The following is a 21,642-nucleotide window of genomic DNA, read 5'->3' as shown; positions in this document are numbered from 1 at the left end:
GGGAAGACGCGGTCCGTCGTTTAGCCAATCGCTTTTACGATGTGATGGAAACCGCACCAGAGGCGCGTGAGCTTTATGCTATTCACCCCAAACCTTTGGATGCTATCCGGCAAAAATTTTTTGAGTTTCTGTCCGGCTGGCTCGGCGGCCCCGCTTTATTTGAAGAAAAATACGGCCATCCACGGCTACGTGCCCGCCACCTGCCTTTTACCGTCAACCAACAGCTACGCGATCAATGGATGTTTTGCATGAACCAGGCGCTGGATGAGGTCGTTGAGCACCCGCTATTACGCGAAGGACTGCGCCAGTCGCTGGGGCAACTGGCGAGCCATATGATTAACTGTTAAGACCTAACCAGTCTTGTGGCTGCAGATAGCGTTCGTACAACAAGTCCTCCGGACTACCAGGCTCAGGCTGATAACCGTACTGCCAGCGCACCAGCGGTGGCATCGACATTAAAATGGATTCGGTACGGCCGCCGCTTTGCAAGCCAAACAAAGTGCCACGATCAAATACCAGATTAAACTCGACATAGCGGCCACGGCGGTACAACTGAAACTGCCGCTCGCGCTCACCATAAGGGGTATCTTTACGCCGCTCCACCAGAGGCAAGTAAGCCGGTAAGAAAGCCTCACCGACCGAGCGCATCAGTGCAAAGCTTTGGCCAAAACCAGGCGCGTTTAGATCATCAAAGAACAATCCACCCACCCCCCGGGTTTCACCGCGGTGCTTTAAGTAGAAGTAGTCATCACACCACGTTTTGTAACGGGGGTAATACTCTGCGCCAAAAGGGTCTACAGCCGCTTTGGCGATTTGGTGCCAATGCACCACATCTTCTTCAAAGGGGTAAAAGGGCGTGAGATCAAAGCCGCCACCAAACCACCAGACTGGCGCTGCACCTGGTTTTTCCGCAATAAAAAAGCGCACATTGGCATGGGTGGTCGGTAAATACGGGTTGTTTGGATGGATCACCAAAGAAACACCGCAGGCATGAAAGCTGCGCCCAGCCAGCTCGGGTCGGTGCGCCGTGGCCGAAGCAGGCATTTGGGCACCATACACATGCGAGTAATTCACACCAGCCTGCTCAAATACGGCGCCCTTGGTTAGTACCCGGCTACGCCCGCCACCACCTTCAGCGCGCTGCCAGGCATCCTCAACAAATTGCGCCTTGCCATCGGCCTGTTGCAGTGCCTGACAAATGCTATCCTGCAATTGCTGTAAAAAACCTTGTACTTCACTCAGTTGCTGCTGACTGCTGTCGGACATCTTAACTCCTTAAAATCTGACCACTGATGGCATCACGGATCTGACTGGGCTGAACTGCACCGCCAAGCTCTCCAGCGACCAAGGCGGCAATATCGCCCCCCAGTTGCTGCAACACCTCTGAGGCAACGGTGATGGCCGGCTCGCCTGCCTTGTTCGCACTGGTCGATACCAGTGGCCCAGGCAAGGCCTGACACAGAGCTCGTACCACCGGATGGGTACTTACCCGCACGGCAATGCTTTGATGCAGACCGGTGATCCAGCGCGGTGCTGCAGGGCTGGCTGGAAGCACCCAGCTGATATGGCCAGGCCAGCTGGAAAAAATTTTGGCCCGTCGCTCCAGCGGGATTGCACTGTCGTTGACAAAGGGCAGCAACTGCGAATAATCGGCCGCAATCAAAATCAAACCTTTTTCTACCGGGCGCTGTTTCATTGCCAGCAATCGCATGACAGCCGCTTCATTGTGCGGATCACAGCCCAAACCAAATACCGCTTCGGTTGGGTAAGCAATCACTTCGCCAGCCTGAACCAGCTCGACAGCCACCTCAGTTGATACAATTTCAGCCATCGTCATTTCAGTAAAAATTTAATTCGGGGTCAGTTGCCGCTATAATAGCGCTTTCGCGAACACACTTCATTCTCTTCAGAAGGAAATACCAATGCTGGTTGGGATTATCATGGGCTCGACGTCGGACTGGCCGACCATGAAGCATGCAGCTGATATGCTGGATCATTTTGGCATAGCTTACGAAACCAAGGTGGTCTCTGCCCATCGCACACCACAACTACTGGCTGACTATGCTTCCGGCGCTGCTGAGCGTGGCCTGAAAGTCATTATTGCCGGTGCTGGCGGTGCAGCTCACCTGCCTGGTATGACAGCGGCCTTTACCAGCTTGCCAGTACTGGGCGTGCCAGTGCAGTCCAAAGCCCTGAAAGGACTGGATTCTTTGCTATCGATTGTGCAAATGCCAAAAGGCGTTGCTGTCGGTACTCTGGCGATTGGTGATGCCGGTGCCGCTAATGCCGGCCTGCTGGCAGCTCAGATGCTGGCAACTCAGGATCCTGCTTTGATGCAAAAAATCGATGCTTTCCGTCAACAGCAAACTGAAACCGTGCTCAGCCAGCCTGACCCGTCGGAGCTGTCCTGATGCGGGTACTGGTTCTAGGTGCAGGCCAATTGGCCCGAATGATGGCGCTGGAAGCCATCCCGCTCAACATTGAGGTGCAGGCTTTTGATGTGCGCAGCGATCAGATAGTCGATCCTATTAATCAGCAGGTATTGGGCGAAGGCTTGCAACAGGCGCTGCGTGATGCCGATGTAGTCACGGCTGAATTTGAGCATATTCCCCTGGCAGTACTAGAGCCTTGTGAGCAAAGTGGAAAATTCCTGCCTGGCAGTCGCGCCATTTTATCCGGTGGCGATCGCCGCATCGAGAAAGCTTTATTGCAACAAGCCGGGGTCGCCAGTGCCGCTTATGCTGAAGTTCACAGCAAAGCTGAGCTGGAAGAGGCTGTGCAACAACTAGGTCTGCCACTGGTGCTAAAAAGTGCGCTGGAAGGCTACGATGGCAAGGGCCAATGGCGCTTAAAGCAGATTGAGCAACTCGATACGGTGTGGGCAGAGGTTGCGCAGTTTCTAAAGCAAGCCTCGAAAAAAGCCAAACAAGGCATTGTGGCCGAACAGTTTATTCCCTTTGATTACGAAGTCTCTCTGGTCGGAGCCCGCGGCAAGGATGGTCAGTGCGTCTATTACCCGCTGACCGAGAACCATCATGTCAACGGTGTACTCAGTGTGTCACTGCCGCGATCGGCTCACCCGCTGCAGGCTCAGGCAGAGCGCATGTTTCAGTCACTGGCCAGTGAACTGGATTATGTCGGTGTGCTGGCGATTGAGTTTTTTGCCGTTGCCGATCGACTGCTGGTCAATGAAATAGCGCCACGGGTGCATAATTCCGGCCACTGGAGCCAACAAGGAGCGGATACCAGTCAGTTCGCCAACCATATCCGCGCTGTTTGTGGCTTACCGCTGGGTGACACCAGCTTATTGCGCCCAACCCTGATGGTCAATATTCTGGGGCTGGACCAATTACCTGATTGCGTGCTGGGCATTCCGGGGCTCCATCTGCACTGGTATGGCAAAGCACCACGGCCTGGCCGCAAAATGGGCCATATCAACCTGGCTGCGGATTCGGCCGATGCCTTGGCGCAGCATTTTGCCCAGCTGATCGCCCTGCTACCAGCAGAAGACTTCCCGGAACTGGCGCAAATGCAAAGCCGCATTAGCTAGCCCCTTCCAAAGAGGAGAGCACTAGCTCAGCTGCATGAATGCCGTTTCAGGATGATAACTAGCCAGGCAGGCCCTGCTGCTCAGCCTGGCAGCTCTTGTCAGCGCAGAGTAGCTTATCGCCTTTTGCCGTTTGCTTACGCACCAACAAGGGATAGTTGCAGCGCTGACAGGAACCAGCCACAGGCTGCTCATTGAGTAAGAACTTGCATTTGGGGTAACAGTTGCAGCCATAAAAGTGCTTGCCGTACTTGCTGATGCGCTCCACCAACTGGCCCTTTTTGCAGGCCGGGCAGTCAAACTGCTCGGTTTGCGTAGCCTCTTCATGCACCACAAAGTCACATGCCGGGTAATTGCTGCAACCGATAAACATGCCATAACGCCCATTTTTTACCGCCAGCGGCTGGCCGCAGCTTGGGCAAGGCTCGTGTGGCAACACTTTAACCAGGCTGTGCTCATGTTCGTGCAGGGGCTTGAGGTAATGACAGGTCGGATAATTGCTGCAACCAAGAAAAGGGCCACTTTTGCCAGATTTGATCTGCAACGGATGTTGGCACAAAGGGCAGTCGCCCTGATGCTGAGGCAGTTTGAACAGTGGATCGGAAGGCGACGACATAGCTCAGGCTACCAACTTTAAACGAAGGTAGCCAGTATGCCATAACCTTAGGCCGGACCCAACCAAGCCATGACTATCAGTGCAGCTGGCCGTCAGGCTCGTCAAAGATCAGATCTTCCATCTGAGCATAAGCGCTTTCCCGGCCGGGTACATTAAACAACACCATCAGTACCACCCACTTCAGATCGTCCAGGCAAATGCTCTGGCCATCCAGGTCCATCACCCGATCCAGTACCATCTCACGGGTGCTGGCATCCAGCACATTGATTTGCTCCAGGAACATCAGAAAACCCCGGCACTGCGCATCCAGCTTGCGACTCTCTTCCACCGTATAGATACGGACAGAGCTGACCGTCAACTTGGTCAGATAGGGCTTAACATGACTTTCCTGCAGTTTGGAGAGACTATCGAGCCACTGCAAAGCCCGGAAAATATCGTCATCATGAAAACCGGCCAGGCTGAGCTCTTTGGTCAGGTCAGCACGATCCGCATAAATTTCCGATTCATTGTGGATGTAGTTTTCGAACAGGTAAACGAGGATATCAAACATACTTAGGTACTCCTCACTCTGATGTAGCCACCAGGCACTACTGCCACCAGACCTGCCAGCTCAAGCTGCAGCAAAGCAATGGTCGTATCCGCCACCGACAGTTGAGACCGTTCTGCGATCTGATCAACCGCAGTAGCTTCATCTCCTACGTTAGCTAACAAAGTGTCATCGAACAAGTCCGGCGTTGAGTTTTTTTCACTTTGCTGCTGTTTTAGACCCGATTTTGCGAAAAAAGTCCATTCTTCCAAAATATCGGCAACACAGGTGGTTAATTTAGCCCCTTGCTGGATCAGAGCATGGCAGCCAGCAGATTGCGGGTGGTAGATCGAGCCTGGGATAGCAAATACATCCCGATTGGCTTCCACCGCCAAATGCGCACTAATCAAGGAGCCACTTTTTAGCGCCGCTTCCACCACCAAAGTTCCTTGCGACAGGCCCACCACAATGCGATTTCGCTGCGGAAAATGTGCTGGCCTGGCATCCACCTCAGGGAAATACTCTGACACCAGGGCACCTTGCTGCACAATCTGTGCAGCCAAAGCCTGATTGGACTTAGGATAGACCCGTGACAAACCATGGCCCAACACAGCTATGGTTGGCCCATCTAGCGACAAAGCGCCTTGATGGGCACAGCTGTCGATGCCTCGCGCCATGCCACTGGTGATCACATAACCCTGCCGCACCAACTCGGCGGCAAATTGATGCGCGGTTTTTTTGCCGGTAGGGCTAGGCTGACGACTGCCAACAATGGCAATTTGAGGCTGACTGAGTAAAGCTGGATTGCCAGCGACAAAAAGCAAAACAGGAGGCTGTCGACTTTGTTTGAGCAAAGCAGGATAACGCGGATCTTCATAGCCAATCAGCTGATGCAGTTCACTTTGCAGCAGCCAGCGTTCGGCTTGCCGTAATAAAGCGGGATCTGGTTTTTGTATCCCAGAGGCCTGACGTTCAGTCAGGCCCAATTGGCGTAAAGTACTGGCTGGTTGTCGGCAAAGCTCAGCAAGAGTGCAATGCGGTGCCAGCCGCTGCAGGTGATAACCATTGATGCCAGCCTGAGCCAACACCAGATAATGCAGTCTATCTTCCATGATAGATTCCCTATCGCATTAAAAACTCACTGGAAAAAAACGCTAGGGGCTAACGATATGATCGCCTACCCTCACCGGCCGATAGGTATCCGTGACAATGGCAAAGCTGGCTTGCTCTGTCACCTTGAAGACCATTAAATGACCGACTCTTTCTCGCGGCATTTTGATTTGTTCATGACCGAAATTACTGGCTAAACGCTGATAACGGCTGGAGTCTTCCAGATAGACCGGCTGGCCATTTCGACTGTCCACTACGGTCGGGGAAGGCCGCAGGATATCCAGCATATGTCCTGGCTTTAGCTGATCGCTTGCGCCACGATTAATGATCACAATATCCCACTTTGAAAACTCTCGCAGCTTGGAGGTGGTATCAATAATCAAGCCATTGAGCTCCTGCTCTGGTCGGCTCATATGAAAATAAGCCGGCAACGACTCACTATCAATGGCAGGCAATACAAGATCACCCTGCCGGATTTCCCGTTTTACATCCAAAATGTGCAAGGAAGCTGGTTCACTGCGCTCGGCATTACCAGCCCGAAAAGCCCGGCTGGTCGCAACCAGCGTCATGGCATAACCCAGATTATCACCCGTTTCCGGATCGATGTAAGGCCGCCCTTTCCGATAAATGGCATAGCCTTTTCCAGGCTCCAGCTCACCTCTGGCATACAACGTATGACCTACAGTGGCATTTTTCACATTGCTGCTGGCGCCAAGAATATAAGGTTTGCCTTCCAGCGCCGAGGCGCTTAGTAACTGATCATGCGCCAGAAACGGTCGGATCATCGCCAGCGGCAATGTGGTGATTGCATCCGGCTGAGTGTCGGTGACCCGAGTGTGCGGCGATAATCGGCGGACCCGCTCATCACGCACCAGCATCGGCCGACCATCAGCATCATAAATCAGCCGAAGTACATCACCGGGGAAAATCAAATGTGGGTTTTCGATTTGTGGGTTCATTCGCCACAGCTGTGGCCAACGCCAAGGCTGACTGAGATAAATTGCTGAAATATCCCAAAGGGTATCGCCTTTTTTCACCACATAGCGCTCTGGTGCATCCTCACGCACCTGCAGCACATCAGCAGCAGCGGTAACAGCAAAGCAGAAAGCGCAAAGCGCTAAAAAGTTAAGGACAGGTTTTAACATGCCAGCATCCCCAGCGTGATCTTGTTGTAATTATGACAGACGAAGCTGTTCATTGCGCACATTAATGGCTAAAATTAGACCTTAGCACAGTTATTTCCTTTAAGCATAGTATTTGTGGAGCCTATGAGCGTACTACGAGTGTTGCATTTTCCCGACGACAGACTGCGAACCGTCGCCAAGCCGGTTGCAGAGATTACTCCTGAAATTCAGCAGCTTGTCAACGACATGCTGGAAACCATGTATGATGAGAATGGCATCGGATTGGCGGCAACGCAAGTTGATCGTCACGTCCGGGTGGTGGTGATTGATGTCTCAGAGCAGCGGGATGATCCTTTGGTGCTGATTAACCCGGAAATTATCAGCAAAGGTGGCGATACCACCTACGAAGAAGGCTGTCTGTCTGTACCGAATAGTTACGCCAAAGTAGAGCGTGCGGCGGAAGTTACCGTTAAGGCGCAACATGCCAATGGTGACTGGTTCGAGCTGCAAGCCGATGGTTTATTGGCTATTTGTATCCAGCACGAACTGGATCATTTAATGGGCAAACTTTTTATTGATTACCTGTCGCCGTTAAAACGGGATCGGATCCGCAAAAAGCTGGAAAAAGAAGCCCGGCTGGCTGCCCGCCACGCCCTCTAACACAGGATAGATTGTGACTGCCCCACTGCGAATAGTTTTTGCCGGCACCCCCGACTTTGCTGCCGAGCACCTGAAAGCATTGCTTGACAGCGATCACCAAATCCTGGCGGCTTATACCCAACCAGACCGCCCAGCTGGTCGCGGCCAGCAACTTACGGCCAGCCCGGTCAAACAACTGGCACAGCAGCACCAAATACCGGTCTTTCAACCAGCCAACTTCAAAGATCCGGCGGCACAGCAACAACTGGCAGAGCTGAATGCTGATGTTATGGTGGTGGTGGCCTATGGCCTGTTACTGCCTCAAGCTGTGCTGGATACGCCCCGTCTTGGTTGCATCAATGTGCACGGCTCTTTGCTGCCACGCTGGCGCGGTGCTGCGCCTATTCAACGCGCTATCTGGGCCGGCGATCATCAAACCGGCATTACCATTATGCAAATGGATAAGGGGTTGGATACCGGCGCCATGCTGAGCAAAGTGGCTTGTGCCATCAGTGATCAGGATACCAGCGCCAGCCTGTATGGAAAATTAGCAGAGCTTGGCCCACAAGCCCTGCTAAGCGCTCTGGATGACTTACCCGCCTTGCAACAAAAAGCTGAAGTGCAGGATGAGCGCCAGGCTTGCTATGCAGCGAAACTCAGCAAAGACGAAGCCGAACTGGATTTTGACAAAACTGCAGCTCAGCTGGAACGGGAAATTCGTGCATTTAACCCCTGGCCTATCAGTATGCTGGCACATGGTGCCCACCGCATCAAGGTGCTGGCGGCACAGATAGAGCCAACGGTTGAGCAAGCACCACCTGGCCAGATCCTAGCACTGAACCGCCAGGGTCTTAAGATTGCCACTGCCGAAGATGTGCTGGTAATCACCAAGCTGCAGCCTGCCGGCAAGAAACCCATGGCCATCGCCGACTTTCTGAATGGCCGCGCCGACTGGTTTCAGGTCGGCAGTCTGATCCAAGCCAGCACTAGTCAAGCAAACAATGCCGGTTAATCTGCGCGCGCTGGCAGCGCAATCCTGTTACCAGGTCGTCGATCAGGGGCGCTCGTTATCCGAAGTACTGCCCAAAGCGCAGCAACAATTGCCAGACAGCAAAGATCAGGCGCTGCTACAGGAGATCTGCTTCGGTGTGCTGCGTCATCTGGCTCAGTTGGATCATGTCTGTCGTCAGCTGATGGATAAGCCGCTGGTGAAAAAGCTCCGGCCCCTGCAGTTTTTACTCTATGTCGGGATTTATCAGCTGCACTGGCTCCGAATTCCGGATCATGCCGCCATCAGCGAAACCGTCGATGGTGCCCGGGAGCTAAAAGGCAAATCCATGACCGGTCTGATTAACGGCGTGCTGCGCTCAGTGCAGCGGCGGCCGGAGTTATTGCAATTTGATCAGCAGCCCCCGGCCATTCGCTTTAGCCATCCTGGCTGGTTGGTGCAGCAGTTGCAGCAGGACTACCCGGAGCAATGGCAGGACATCTTACTGGCGAACCAGCAAAAAGCGCCGCTTTGGCTCAGGGTCAATCAACAGCAGATCGCCGTCACCGACTTTACCGCCGCCCTTAGCGCGGAAGATATTGGCTGGCAACAGCCTCTGGCCGATGTGCCGGAAGCCATTTTGCTGGAACACGCCCGCGATATCACCAGCCTGCCCGGCTATCAGCAAGGCTGGTTTGCCGTGCAGGATGGCGCTGCTCAATACGCGGCACATTTACTTCAGCCAGCCAATGGTCAACGCATTCTGGATGCTTGTTGTGCGCCTGGCGGTAAAACCAGTCACCTTTTGGAGTTGGCTCCTCAAGCCCGGGTGCTGGCGCTGGATGTCGATGCCAGCCGTCTTGAGCGGGTGCACGCTAACCTGGCACGTTTGCAGCATCAGGCAGAGGTACGGGCTGCCGATGCCAGCGAGCCGCACCAATGGTGGGATGGCGAAAGCTTTGACCGCATCCTGCTGGATGCCCCCTGCTCGGCTAGTGGCGTGATTCGCCGCCACCCGGACATACGCTGGCTGCGTAAAGCATCCGATATTGCCGCTTTGACCGGGATCCAGGCGCGTATGCTCCAGCAGCTCTGGCCCCTTCTCAAACCAGGTGGCATCTTGCTTTATGCAACCTGCAGCGTGTTCAGCGCCGAGAATCAACAGCAAATGCAGCACTTTTTACAGCAGACCCCGGATGCCGAGCTACTGCCGATAAACGATAGCGCCAATAGCTGGCAAATCCTACCCGGCCAGCAGCAGATGGATGGCTTTTTCTATGCTAAAGTGATGAAACGGCTTGAGGCAGAACAAACTTCATGAAAATCATCATTCTTGGCGCAGGACAGGTCGGCGGTACCCTGGCAGAAAATCTGGTTGGGGAAATGAATGAAATCACCGTAGTCGACACCAATATGGAGAAACTGCGGTTATTGCAGGATCGTTTCGACTTGCAGGTGATCCATGGCTATGGTGCTCACCCCGACATTTTGAAAAAAGCCGGCGCCGAAGATGCCGATATGCTGGTGGCCGTTACCAGCAGCGATGAAGTCAATATCGTCGCTTGTCAGGTCGCGTACAGTATTTTTCATACCCCGCTTAAAATTGCCCGCATTCGTAGCAATCAATACCTGAAATACCGCGATCAACTATTTCGCCGCGAAGACATGCCGGTCGATCACTTTATTGCCCCGGAAACTCTGGTCACCGACTACATCCGCCGGCTGATTGATTACCCCGGCGCCCTGCAGGTGGTGGAATTTGCTCAGGGTAAAGTCAGTCTGGTTGGCTTACGGGCCTATTATGGTGGCATGCTGGTTGGGCACGCGCTATCGACTCTGAGAGTGCATATGCCCAATATTGATGCCCGGGTTGCCGCCATTTATCGCCGTGGCACCTCGATCAAACCATTGGGGACCACGGTCATTGAAGCCGATGACGAAGTGTTTTTCGTGGCAGCCACCAAGCATATCCGGGTGGTGATGAGCGAGCTGCAAAAGCTGGAAAGCAGCTACCGCCGCATCATGATTGCCGGCGGCGGCAATGTGGGCTATGGCCTGGCACGAGCGCTGGAGAACCATTACAGCGTCAAACTGATTGAGCGCAGCAAAGAGCGGGCCGAATTTCTGTCCGGCGTGCTGGACAACACGCTAGTCTATGTCGGCGATATCTCCGATCCCGAGTTACTAGAAGAAGAGAACATCGAGCAAATCGATGTCTTTATTGCTGTCACCAATGATGACGAAGCCAATATTATGTCGGCCATGCTGGCCAAACGGATGGGTGCCCAGAAAACCATCGTGCTGATTAAACGCGGCGCTTATGTCGATTTGCTGCAAGGTGGTGAAGTCGATATTGCGGTATCCCCGCAGCAGGCCACTATTTCGGCGCTGCTAACCCATATTCGCCGTGGCGATATCGTCAATGTCCACTCACTGCGCCGCGGTGCGGCCGAAGCCATTGAGGCCATTGCCCATGGCGATGAAACCACTTCCAAGGTGGTTGGCCGCGCTATTGGCGATATTAAACTACCGCCGGGCGCCACCATAGGGGCTATTGTGCGGGGCGATGAGGTGATTATTGCCCACGATCATATCCGCATTCAGACCGACGATCACATCATCCTGTTTCTGGTGGATAAAAAGCACATCAGTGAAGTGGAAAAACTGTTCCAGGTTAGCGCCATCTTTATTTAGCGCCCCCCCGGTTAGTTTTTCCAGAAGGCCGGCGTAAAGAGCACCAGCAAGGTGAAAATCTCCAACCGGCCAAATACCATTGCGATCACCAACAAGTACTTGCTCACATCCGGGATATCACCAAAGTGTGACGCCACATCGCCAAGGCCAGGCCCCAGGTTATTCAGGCAAGCGGCCGTGGCTGAAAAAGCCGTCATATTGTCCAGCCCGGTCATAATCAGCAGCAGCATAATAATCACAAACACTAGCGCGTAAGCGGCAAAAAAGCCCCAGACCGCCTCCACCACCCGATCTGGCACCGCGCGACGCCCCAGCTTAATGCTATAGATGGCGCGCGGATGCACCAGCCGGTTCAGCTCCCGCTTGCCTTGCAAGAACAGCAATAACACGCGCACCACCTTCATGCCGCCCCCGGTCGAACCGGCGCAGCCACCAATAAAACTGGAGAAAATCAACAGAATCGGCAGATACAAGGGCCAATAGGCAAAACCATCTGTGGCAAAGCCTGCTGTAGTTGAAATAGAAACCGCCTGAAATAAACCATGATCAAAAGCTTCCCAGGTGCTGTCGTACACCTGGCTGCGCAAGAGACCAATAAATATCAGCAGCACCAAAGAGCCCTGAATAAACAAAAAGGCTCTAAGCTCGGGATCACGCCAGTAGGTCAAAATATTTTTGCCGCGCATGGCGGCAAAATGCAGCGGGTAGTTCAGCGCACTTAGCAACAAAAACACCACACAGATGATATTGATAGTACTGCTGTTGAAGTGACCAATGCTGGCATCGTAGGTAGAAAAACCACCGATAGCAACGGTAGAAAACGAATGCCCCACCGCATCAAACCAACCCATGCCTGCCAGGCGATAGGCCAACGCACAGCTAACGGTAAGTACCACATAAATCAACCACAGGTGCTTGGCGGTATCGGCAATGCGCGGTGTAACTTTGTTGTCTTTCACCGGGCCGGGGGTTTCCGCTTTGTACAGCTGCATGCCCCCAACGCCCAGCATCGGCAGAATAGCCACCGCCAAAACGATGATCCCCATACCGCCCAACCATTGCAGTTGCTGGCGATAAAACAAAATGGCTTTCGGCAGGGTTTCAATGCCAGTCAGTACGGTGGCCCCTGTGGTGGTGAGACCTGAGAAAGCCTCAAAAGTAGCATCGGCCAGGTTCATGCCGGTTTCCGGCGATAAATAAAGCGGCAAGGTACCAACGGCGCCGAGCACCAGCCAGAACATCACCACGATCAAAAAGCCATCACGAACTTTCAAATCGCGCTGATAACTGCGGTTGGGGTACCAAATTAGCAAGCCAGCCGTGACACAAATGACAAAGGACAGCAGGAAAGGCACGCCAGCGCCATCTTGATACCAGAGCGATACCAATGCCGGCGGCAGCATGCTGACGCTGAACACAGCGACCAGTAACCCCAGAATGCGGATAATGGAGCGATATTGCATAGTTCCCCGAACTGGCCCTGCGCCAGACGGCTGCTCGCTGGTTAATCCAGCTGCAGCTCTCTGGTCATATTTTCATTGCGCTCCCGGTGTACGATGACATTGTCTTCGATCCGGATGCCACCAAAAGGCTTAAATGCCTGAATTTTATCCCAGTTTAGCAGTTTTTTCTGCGCATCAGGCAGTTCATCCAGTAAGGAGTCGATAAAGTACAGACCAGGTTCAATGGTGTAGACCATAGATGGCTCGATCAAACGGGTGCAGCGCAAAAACGGATGTTGCTCTGGTGGCGGCAAATGGGTACCACGCTCATCCAGCATAAAGCCACCGACATCGTGTACTTGCAAGCCAAGATGATGGCCCAAACCATGCGGGAAAAAGGCCCGGGTAATTTGTTGCTCCACCATAGCTTCAGCATCCAGCCGGACAAAATCAAAGTCTGCCAGCACTTCGGCAATCAACCGGTGCGTTTGCAGGTGCAACTCAGTGTATTTGATGCCCGGTTTCAGGCCATCGACCATCTGCAGCGTAATGGCATCCACCCGCTCGATCAGCTCAGCAAACTCGTGGCCGCTATCAAAGCTGTAGGTGCGGGTAATATCGGCAGCATAGCCGTGAAACTCGGCACCGGCATCGATCAGAAAACTATGGTGGTGTGTTGGCTTTTTCCGTTCCAACGCGGTGTAGTGCAAAATAGCGCAGTTTTGATTCAAGGCAACGATGTTGCCATAAGGCACCTCGTTCTCGGTCTGCCCGACGGCAGCCAGGTAGGCCAACTGAATATCAAACTCACTGCCACCGGCGTAAAACGCGGCTTTAGCGGCCCTGTGGCCAGCCACCGCCATGCAATTGGCCTGGCGCAAGCACTGCAATTCATACTCGGTTTTGTAAGCCCGGTGGTAATGCAGGAAATTCAGCACCGGCTCCGGGTTGATTTCGCTAAAACCAAGCGCCTGAGCCACTTCCAGGTATTCACCAAGGTAAGCCAAGCGTCCTTTGTCATAGGGCAGTAACTGCTCTACCTGGTTAGCCTTTTCCAAAAGTTGAATATCAAAATGCTCGGCCCAAAAGTCGCCCGGAACATCCGGCACCTTGTGCCAGAAATCTTTTGGCCGGTAAAAAATCAGTTTCGGTTTATTGACGCCATCCACCTGCAACCAGCAATGCGGGTTATCCACTACCGGTAGCCAAGCCTTAAAGTGTGGGTTGGCTTTAAAAGGATAATCCATGTCATCAAGGAATTTGCGCTTGGTCTGGCCGGAGTGAATCACCATGCCGTCCAGGTTTTCCCGCTCCAGTAACTGGCGGGTTCGTTGTTGCAGAACCTGAATATGGCTGGCATAGCTTGCAGGATCAATCACCGTCATAGCATCCTTCTTCCTGTGTTGTAGCGACGAGAATACGATGCCTCATGATAGCATCAATCCTGGCCCTGCCCAATCCGCATCCCCACCAGAGGCGCAAACACATCCACCGGCTGATCCATGCGGATGTTGTAAATCTGGTAATACGCCATCACGGCTTTGACGTATTCGCGGGTTTCCCGAAACGGAATGGTTTCAATCCAGATATCGGCCGGGATGGCTTCATCTTTCGGGATCCACTGCCGTACCCGGCCATAGCCGGCATTGTAAGATGCAGTCGCAATCAGCAGGTTGCCATCGTTACGGCGCATCAGGTAATTCAGATAGTTGGTGCCATAGTCGATATTGGTGATGGGGTTGTACAACTGGCCCAGCTGCACCGGCTGGCGGGCGATGTAATTGGCGGTATCCGGCATAATCTGCATCAGACCACGGGCCCCAACTGGCGAATTAGCATCCACCATAAAGGAGCTTTCACGCCGGGTAATCGCCATGGCCCAGGCGGGATCCACCTCGGCTTTGCCGGCAAACTCTGCCATTTCCTCTTTGAAAGCCAGTGGAAAGCGCAATTCTATATCATCCCAAAAACCAACATCAGCTAATGAAAAAATCGACCGCTCGTACCAATGCATCTGTGCTGCTAGGCGAGCAGAAGCCAACTTGGTTTGCTCATCGGCCGTACGCTGCAAATGGTTCCACTCGCGCCGGGCCTCCGTCATCCGACCCAGCGCCAGCCACTCCTGCGCCCGCCGTACAGAGGGATGCCCACCCAGCTCGGCCACTTCTCCGTCGGTCACAGGCACCGGCCGATGCGATAAGCTGGGCGGCAACCCTAAGCGCGATGCCGCCATAAAGCCATAATAATTGCGCCGCTGTGCCAGCTCACGCCATAGCACATCGGCAGCAGTTTGCTTGCCCTGTTGTTCCAGCGCCCGCGCCAGCCAGTATTGCCAGGCCGCACCTTGCTGCAGCTCATGTGGCATGCTTTCTATCAGCTGCTGCACTCTGGGCCAGTCCTGCTGCTTTAACACATGGGCAATGCGCCAATGTGCCAGTGTATCGTCCATATGTTCAACCGGTACCTGCACCATCCAGGCATCGGCCCGTTCATCGCCGCGGCTGGCCAAAGCCACAGCAAAAGCACGGATCACCATCTGGCGCTGAGCCTCCGTAAAGTGCGGGTCCTCAGCAAAGCGCTGCCAGGTACTCAGGGCCTGATCCGGATTACGCCAGATCAAGCGGCGCAGCCCATAGGCCAGCACCTCGCGCTCACGCGGGTCGCGGCGTGGAAAAAAGTTACTCTGCGCCACCACAACAGGGTTGCGCCTGGCCCGGATCCATAAATCCACCAAATACTGATCACGCGCAGGCAGCAAACCACGCAAATAGGGCAATAAATTGGCCTGACCACCATCGGCTACCTTGCCTACCCGCTGCCAGATCACCTCCGGCGTCATCTGACCGGCATCACGCCAACGGGCGAATAGAGGATCACAAGCTCTTGGCTGCGATACCCCTACCGTCCAGAGTTCACGCACCTCTGGCCAAATCTGTGCTGGCGCTTCTTTTTCCAGCCGAAAACGCAGCGCATGGCAATGCAGCTCGGCATCCTGGGTGGGGCGGTAATTGGCTAAAAATAATTCGGCTGAGCGGCGCTGCGCCAGATACAGCAGCCAACGTTTGCGTAAGGGCCAGTCCATTGGCGTACCCTGATAGCGGGTTAAAAAACGCTCTATGGCATCGCTGGCCGATAAGCGTCCTTCCAGCCAGCGTTGCTCCAGATAGGGTTGCAAAGGGTAGTCGGCCAGTTGCTCAAGCCATGCTTCGGCTTGGGCTCGGTTGGTTGAGCCAATCCGCAGCTCCGCATGCAGAAATTGCTCGCGTTGCTGGCTAAGCAATAAGGCGTCTTCGTCCACGGGTTCGCCAGCAAAAAGCCCTGCCGGCAACACCAGCCAGGCACTGAGTGCCATCCACCATCCTGCCCGCTGTTTTATCGAACGCTTTAGCATGCTTTCAATCCATTTCCTGCCTATAGTTAGTTGCATTGTCGTGCTAACATCGATGGATCTGGCAAAAATCAAACACCTGTTTAAAAAATAGTTGAATTTTTCAGGCATCCACGACACACTGAACATAACGCTATCTCATCGTACCAGTTAGCGCGTGACCGTACGCAACATGACCTGACTTAAAGGGAGACCATGCATGATGTATCAAAGTCCACGCATTACCGTCGAAAAACTCGTCGACGGCATTGCCAAGTTTACCTTCAATGCTGAAGGCTCCGTCAACAAGTTCGACCAACAAACCTTAGCAGATTGCAAGGCTGCTTTGGAACAGCTGCAGCAAGATAAATCGGTAACTGGCGTGCTTTTCACCAGCGGCAAAGACAACTTTATCGTAGGCGCCGATATCACCGAGTTCTTGCCTATCTTCCAGCGTGACGAACAAGAACTCATCCCCTGGATTAAACAAGCTTCCGATGTTTTTGATCTCTGCGAAGATCTGCCAGTTCCAACGGTGGTTGCTGTTGGCGGTTTCGCCTTAGGCGGTGGCTGTGAATGGACCCTAGCCTGTGATTACCGGGTCGGTGACAGCAGCACCAAAATTGGTCTGCCGGAAGTAAAACTGGGCCTGATGCCTGGTTTCGGTGGCACGGTCCGCTTGCCACGTATTATTGGTGCCGATAACGCCATGGAGTGGATCACCACCGGCAAAGATCGCAATGCGGCCAAAGCGCAGCAGGAAGGCCTGATTGATGCAGTGACCACTCCGGACAAACTGGAGACAGTGGCCCTGTCGATGTTGCAGGATGCCATTGCCGGCAATCTGGACTGGCGGAAGAAGCGTTCGGCCAAGCTGCAACCACTGAAACTGAATAAAACCGAAGCCACTATGAGCTTCACGACTGCCAAAGGTATGGTGTTCGCCACCGCTGGCAAGCATTACCCGGCGCCCATGGTGGCCGTACAAACCATTGAAGCCGCTGCTGGGCTGGATCGGGCTGGCGCTATGGCGCTGGAAAATCAGGGCTTTGCCAAACTGGCGAAGACCGATGCAGCGATCGCGCAAATTGGCCTCTTTCTGAACGACCAGCTGATTAAGAGCAAAGCGAAAAAAGCGGCCAAAACTGCCAGTAAAGCGGTGCATAAAGCGGCGGTGCTGGGTGCCGGCATTATGGGTGGCGGCATTGCCTACCAGTCTGCCAGCAAAGGCGTGCCGGCGGTGATGAAAGACATCAGTCAGCAAGCGCTGGAGCTCGGTATGGGCGAAGCCACCAAGCTACTGGCCAAGCAAGTTGAGCGCGGTCGGCTGGATGCAGTCGGTATGGCCAAAGTGATTGCCAGCATTACCCCATCGCTCAGCTACGACAGCGTGAAAGACGTTGATATCGTGGTGGAAGCCGTGGTGGAAAACCCGAAAATCAAAGGCGCCGTGTTAAAAGAAACCGAAGCCTTACTCAGCGAGGATGCCATTTTAACCTCCAATACCTCGACCATTTCCATCAACTCACTGGCAGAAAATCTAAGCCGCCCGCAAAACTTCTGTGGCATGCACTTCTTCAACCCGGTGCACCGGATGCCATTGGTCGAAGTGATCCGTGGTAAAGACACCTCGGAAGAAACCGTAGCGGCTGTGGTGGCCTATGCCGCTAAAATGGGCAAGTCCCCGATTGTGGTCAACGACTGCCCTGGCTTTTTTGTCAACCGGGTGCTGTTCCCTTACTTCGCTGGCTTCAGCAAACTGGTGCTGGATGGTGCCGACTTCACCCAGATTGATAAGGTGATGGAAAAGCAGTTCGGCTGGCCGATGGGTCCGGCTTATTTGCTGGATGTGGTCGGCTTAGATACCGCTTTCCACTGTACCGATGTGATGGCGGCAGGTTTCCCAACCCGCATGGCCAAGCTGGACAATGATCCGGTGGCAGCCATGTACCAGGCCAACCGCTATGGTCAGAAAAACGGCTTTGGTTTTTATGCCTACAGCAAAGATGCCAAAGGCAAGCCAAAGAAAGCCGTGGATGACGCCAGCCGCGAGCTGCTGGCCGGTATTTGCCATAGCGCGACCGAGTTTAGCGCCGAAGAAATCATTGCCCGCACCATGGTACCGATGATCAATGAAACTATTCGCTGTCTGGAAGAAGGCATCGTTGGCAGCGCGGCTGAAGCCGATATGGGCCTGATTTACGGCCTGGGCTTCCCGCCCTTCCGCGGTGGTCCGTTACGCTACGTCGATACCATTGGCCTAGCCAACTTTGTGTCCCTGGCCGATAAATACGCCCACCTGGGTGAGATTTACCAGGTTACCGACAAAACCCGCGCCATGGCCGCCGATGGCCAGCGTTTCTTTCCGGTCTAAGCGCAGGAGTAAAGCAGATGAAAAACGCCGTAATTGTTGATTGCATCCGAACCCCGATGGGGCGTTCTAAGAATGGCATCTACCGCAATATCCGCGCCGAGTCGTTATCAGCGCATGTGATGGCTTCCTTGCTGGCCCGTAACCCCCAGCTGGACGCCAGTGAGGTGGACGACATCATCTGGGGTTGCGTACAGCAAACCCTGGAACAAGGCTTTAACGTAGCGCGCAATGCCGCCTTACTGGCCGGTATCCCGCACTCGGTACCAGCTGCAACCATTAACCGCCTGTGTGGCTCTTCGATGCAGGCGCTGCACGATGCGGTCAAATCCATTCAGACCGGCATGGGTGACGTCTACCTGATTGGCGGGGTGGAGCATATGGGCCATGTGCCGATGAACCATGGTGTCGATTTCCACCCAGGCCTGGCAACTTCGGTCGCCAAAGCCGCTGGTATGATGGGCCTTACCGCCGAACTGCTGGGCAAGATGCATGGCATCAGCCGCCAGCAACAAGACGAGTTTGCCGCCCGCTCACACCGGCTGGCGCATGAGGCCACGGTGCAGGGCCGCTTTAAAAACGAAATCATCCCAACCGAGGGCCACGATGCCGATGGCGCTTTGCGGGTGTTCGATACCGATGAAGTGATCCGGCCGGAAACCACGGTCGAAGGCTTAAGCCAGCTGCGGCCGGTGTTTGATCCTGCCAATGGCACAGTCACTGCCGGCAGTTCGTCTGCCTTGTCGGACGGTGCCTCAGGCATGCTGGTGATGAGTGAAGACAAAGCCAAAGCGCTGGGCTTGCCCATTCGTGCCTATGTCCGCGGTATGGGTGTGGCTGGCTGCGATCCATCCATTATGGGGTATGGCCCGGTGCCAGCGTCGAAAAAAGCGCTGAAAATGGCTGGTATCAGCATCAGCGACATCGACTACGCCGAGTTAAACGAAGCTTTTGCCGCTCAGGCATTGCCGGTGATGAAGGATTTGGGCCTGCTGGAAGTGGCCGAGCAGAAAGTCAACCTGAACGGTGGCGCCATTGCGCTTGGCCATCCACTCGGCTGCTCGGGCTCACGCATCAGCACCACCTTGCTGAATGTGATGGAAGATAAAGGCGGTAAATTCGGCCTGGCGACCATGTGCATTGGCTTAGGTCAGGGCATTGCCACCGTGTTTGAGCGGCCGTAAGCTGGCAGCAACCAACACAATCACTTAGAATAAGGGCCCTATACAGGGCCCTTTTTTATGCTCCCGATAACGCCCGAACCTTTGCAGCGAGAAAAGGCTGCACGCTTAGGGTTGAAACGCAGCAGAAACACCCTATTTACTGAAGTGAGCACTGTGGAGTACTGATGCAACAACTATTTGAAAATGCCAGCCAGACGCTGGATGCACTGGGCCTGCGTTGCCCGGAGCCGGTGATGATGATCCGGCTGGCCATCCGCAAAATGGCAGTGGGTGAAACCCTGCTGATCATTGCCGATGATCCGGCAACGACACGGGATATCCCCAGTTTCTGCCGCTTTATGGATCATCAGTTGCTGGCCAGCGATACCACGGAGTTGCCTTATCGGTATCTCGTAAAAAAAGGAACTTAATATGCTTTGGCCCTACATCAAAAATTCCCGGACCACTCAAGCGCTGCTCTCTCTGGGTATCCTGCTGCTTATTTTTTGGCAGGGCTACTATGTGGTGTTGCTGCTGTTGATCTTCGCCATTGTGGAAGGATTGACAGCCTTTTACTTTCAACGCAACACGTCGGAATGGACTGACATCCGCGATGTCCAGGCACTCCTTTCCATCGACAAGGATGGCAAGCTCCGCGTTGGTATGGAGCAGGCGGCCAGCCCAGAGGCGGTAAAGATTCAGCTTAAATGCGATAAAAAATACGGCTACCTGCAAATCACCCTGAATTATCATGGTCCTTTATTTTACCGCTTCCCTTTAGAGCAGCTCGAGCCATTGCAGCAGTGGTTTAGCACAGAGCTGCCCGATGTTCAGGTTGAGTATCAGCTTAGAAACTAAGCCTCCGACAAGCGCTGCTTTTTTGTGCTAGCATCTAAGCATCTGTTTGCAAGTAGGATGCTCATTTGACGCCAGGCCTGAATCAGCAGCGCAGCCAGCAATCCCAGCATATTGATGCCCGCCGACGGCATCATATTCTTGCTTTCGTCAGTTACATCACCAGTGCCGTCATGTTTGTCTATGGCTATAAAAATCTGCACGCCGAGCAATGGCTGTTACCGCTGATTTTATTTATCACCGGTTCCTGCTTTCTGCTGAACGTTCTTATCTACCAGGCAACCCAAAAATTGCAGCGCGCCTGTACCATAGAGGCGCTGCTGGTGGGTGCTTTTGTGCTTAGCCTGGTCTATCAGGGGGGGCATCAAAACACCGCCTTGTACTGGGTGTTTCCATTTCCGGCCATTCTGTTTGGTTTGCTGGGTGTGCGCCACGCCCTGATCAGCAACGCTGCACTGGTAATGATCCTGGCCGTGATGTTGTTTATCCCCGAGTTGATCCTGGCTGAATACAAAGAGGCTGAAGCCAGCCGTTTTCTGGCCTCGTTATTGATCGTCATCATTGTCTGCTGGATTAACGACCATTACAGGGAACGCAGCCATCAAGCAATGGAGCTGCTGCAGCAGAGCAAAGAGCTACAGGCCAATACCGATGCACTTACCGGACTGGCCAACCGCCGCTTTCTGGATTCCAGCCTACTGCCGGCTCTGGCGCAGCAAAGTAATGAGTTCTTTCCGCTGGCAGTTATTATGTGTGATATCGATCACTTTAAGCAGCTGAACGATCAATACGGACACGATGTTGGGGATGAAGTGCTGAAAGGCGTCGCCAATTTATTTCAGCAAAACCTTCGCCAACAAGACATTGCCTGCCGTATTGGCGGTGAAGAGTTTTTACTGATCCTGCCCCACACCAGCGCCACAGATGCCCGCAATGTCGCGGAAAAAATCCGCCAGCAATTCGCCCAGCAGCGCTGGGTTACCAGTGATAAAGACTATAAGGTCACTGCCAGCTTCGGCGTTGCCGAATGCAACCAGGCCGAGCAATTTAACGAGGCAGTGAAACTGGCCGATCAGCAACTCTACCAGGCCAAACATTTGGGCCGTAATCAGGTCTGTGGTTAGTACGCGGCATCTGAAAACGACCATATCGCAAAATACAGGGTGTTCATGGCCTGCTGCTGGCTTTGCCCGTATGCTG

The 21,642-nt window shown here is 53.9% G+C and carries 21 protein-coding genes; 12 read left to right on the top strand and 9 right to left on the bottom strand.

Annotated features, from left to right (window positions below; translation table 11 throughout):
- Positions 1–347 (top strand): group II truncated hemoglobin (locus JJU14_RS07420; protein ID WP_228612130.1); only part of this gene is annotated, 347 nt, incomplete at its 5' end.
- Here the strand turns inward: JJU14_RS07420 and hemF are convergent.
- Positions 337–1,266 carry an oxygen-dependent coproporphyrinogen oxidase gene (hemF, locus tag JJU14_RS07415; RefSeq protein ID WP_228612128.1) on the bottom strand — a complete coding sequence of 310 codons (930 nt, stop codon included), beginning with the start codon at positions 1,264–1,266 and terminating at the stop codon, positions 337–339. The genes JJU14_RS07420 and hemF overlap by 11 nt on opposite strands.
- Position 1,267: 1 nt before the next feature.
- Positions 1,268–1,831 carry a Sua5/YciO/YrdC/YwlC family protein gene (locus JJU14_RS07410; RefSeq protein WP_228612126.1) on the bottom strand — a complete coding sequence of 188 codons (564 nt, stop codon included), beginning with the start codon at positions 1,829–1,831 and terminating at the stop codon, positions 1,268–1,270.
- A gap of 91 nt (positions 1,832–1,922) precedes the next feature.
- On the opposite strand from JJU14_RS07410, the gene purE reads away from it, so the two are divergent.
- Both purE and JJU14_RS07400 read left to right on the top strand, forming a co-directional pair.
- Complete coding sequence (gene purE / locus JJU14_RS07405; protein WP_228612124.1) at positions 1,923–2,411, top strand: 5-(carboxyamino)imidazole ribonucleotide mutase; 489 nt, start codon at positions 1,923–1,925, stop codon at positions 2,409–2,411.
- On the top strand, positions 2,411–3,550 hold the full coding sequence (locus JJU14_RS07400; protein ID WP_228612122.1) for a 5-(carboxyamino)imidazole ribonucleotide synthase: 1,140 nt from the start codon (positions 2,411–2,413) through the stop codon (positions 3,548–3,550). The genes purE and JJU14_RS07400 overlap by 1 nt, the downstream gene beginning before the upstream one ends.
- Positions 3,551–3,608: 58 nt before the next feature.
- Here JJU14_RS07400 and JJU14_RS07395 read toward each other — a convergent pair whose 3' ends face one another.
- The 4 genes from JJU14_RS07395 to JJU14_RS07380 all read right to left on the bottom strand — a co-directional run bounded on the left by JJU14_RS07395 (position 3,609) and on the right by JJU14_RS07380 (position 6,944).
- On the bottom strand, positions 3,609–4,163 hold the full coding sequence (locus tag JJU14_RS07395; RefSeq protein WP_228612120.1) for a type I DNA topoisomerase: 555 nt from the start codon (positions 4,161–4,163) through the stop codon (positions 3,609–3,611).
- 76 nt (positions 4,164–4,239) lie between these two features.
- A complete protein-coding gene (locus JJU14_RS07390; RefSeq protein WP_091342652.1) occupies positions 4,240–4,713 on the bottom strand; it encodes a DUF494 family protein in 474 nt (157 codons plus the stop codon).
- Between the two features lie 2 nt (positions 4,714–4,715).
- Positions 4,716–5,801, bottom strand: coding sequence for a DNA-processing protein DprA (dprA, locus tag JJU14_RS07385; protein WP_228612118.1), 1,086 nt, complete (start codon positions 5,799–5,801; stop codon positions 4,716–4,718).
- Positions 5,802–5,843: 42 nt separating this feature from the next.
- Entirely contained in the window at positions 5,844–6,944 is a 1,101-nt protein-coding gene (locus tag JJU14_RS07380; protein ID WP_228612116.1) for a LysM domain-containing protein, read from the bottom strand.
- Positions 6,945–7,067: 123 nt separating this feature from the next.
- Here JJU14_RS07380 and def point away from each other — a divergent pair, with 123 nt between their 5' ends.
- From def to trkA, 4 genes are read left to right on the top strand one after another with little or no spacing between them, the layout of a single operon-like run.
- Entirely contained in the window at positions 7,068–7,583 is a 516-nt protein-coding gene (def, locus tag JJU14_RS07375) for a peptide deformylase (protein WP_091342659.1), read from the top strand.
- Positions 7,584–7,596: 13 nt separating this feature from the next.
- The gene (gene fmt, locus JJU14_RS07370) at positions 7,597–8,574 is read left to right on the top strand and encodes a methionyl-tRNA formyltransferase (RefSeq protein WP_228612114.1); all 978 of its coding nucleotides are present in this window, start codon (positions 7,597–7,599) and stop codon (positions 8,572–8,574) included.
- Entirely contained in the window at positions 8,564–9,871 is a 1,308-nt protein-coding gene (rsmB, locus tag JJU14_RS07365; RefSeq protein WP_228612112.1) for a 16S rRNA (cytosine(967)-C(5))-methyltransferase RsmB, read from the top strand. The genes fmt and rsmB overlap by 11 nt, the downstream gene beginning before the upstream one ends.
- Positions 9,868–11,244, top strand: coding sequence for a Trk system potassium transporter TrkA (gene trkA / locus JJU14_RS07360; protein WP_228612110.1), 1,377 nt, complete (start codon positions 9,868–9,870; stop codon positions 11,242–11,244). The genes rsmB and trkA overlap by 4 nt, the downstream gene beginning before the upstream one ends.
- Positions 11,245–11,255: 11 nt before the next feature.
- Here the strand turns inward: trkA and JJU14_RS07355 are convergent, their stop codons facing one another.
- From JJU14_RS07355 to JJU14_RS07345, 3 genes are read right to left on the bottom strand one after another with little or no spacing between them, the layout of a single operon-like run.
- On the bottom strand, positions 11,256–12,707 hold the full coding sequence (locus JJU14_RS07355) for a TrkH family potassium uptake protein (protein WP_228612108.1): 1,452 nt from the start codon (positions 12,705–12,707) through the stop codon (positions 11,256–11,258).
- A 41-nt stretch (positions 12,708–12,748) separates the two neighbouring features.
- Positions 12,749–14,071: a Xaa-Pro dipeptidase gene (pepQ, locus tag JJU14_RS07350; protein WP_228612106.1), complete on the bottom strand. Its 1,323-nt coding sequence runs from the start codon at positions 14,069–14,071 to the stop codon at positions 12,749–12,751.
- A gap of 53 nt (positions 14,072–14,124) precedes the next feature.
- The gene (locus JJU14_RS07345; protein ID WP_228612104.1) at positions 14,125–16,077 is read right to left on the bottom strand and encodes a transglycosylase SLT domain-containing protein; all 1,953 of its coding nucleotides are present in this window, start codon (positions 16,075–16,077) and stop codon (positions 14,125–14,127) included.
- 196 nt (positions 16,078–16,273) lie between these two features.
- Between JJU14_RS07345 and fadB the strand changes: the two genes are divergently transcribed.
- The 5 genes from fadB (at position 16,274) to JJU14_RS07320 (ending at position 21,566) form a co-directional block, all read left to right on the top strand.
- Positions 16,274–18,427 (top strand): fatty acid oxidation complex subunit alpha FadB, encoded by a 2,154-nt coding sequence (fadB, locus tag JJU14_RS07340; protein ID WP_228612102.1) that lies wholly within the window; start codon positions 16,274–16,276, stop codon positions 18,425–18,427.
- A gap of 17 nt (positions 18,428–18,444) precedes the next feature.
- Entirely contained in the window at positions 18,445–19,608 is a 1,164-nt protein-coding gene (fadA, locus tag JJU14_RS07335; RefSeq protein WP_228612098.1) for an acetyl-CoA C-acyltransferase FadA, read from the top strand.
- Between the two features lie 164 nt (positions 19,609–19,772).
- Entirely contained in the window at positions 19,773–20,018 is a 246-nt protein-coding gene (tusA, locus tag JJU14_RS07330) for a sulfurtransferase TusA (RefSeq protein ID WP_228612097.1), read from the top strand.
- A gap of 1 nt (position 20,019) precedes the next feature.
- Positions 20,020–20,445, top strand: a complete 426-nt coding sequence (locus tag JJU14_RS07325; RefSeq protein WP_228612094.1) for a hypothetical protein — start codon at positions 20,020–20,022, stop codon at positions 20,443–20,445.
- 65 nt (positions 20,446–20,510) lie between these two features.
- Positions 20,511–21,566, top strand: coding sequence for a GGDEF domain-containing protein (locus tag JJU14_RS07320; RefSeq protein WP_228612092.1), 1,056 nt, complete (start codon positions 20,511–20,513; stop codon positions 21,564–21,566).
- Positions 21,567–21,642 lie beyond the last annotated feature (76 nt).

Source organism: Alkalimonas sp. (assembly GCF_020831925.1).
Classification (GTDB): domain Bacteria; phylum Pseudomonadota; class Gammaproteobacteria; order Enterobacterales; family Alteromonadaceae; genus Alkalimonas.
This window is presented reverse-complemented; position numbering and strand designations above follow the sequence as displayed.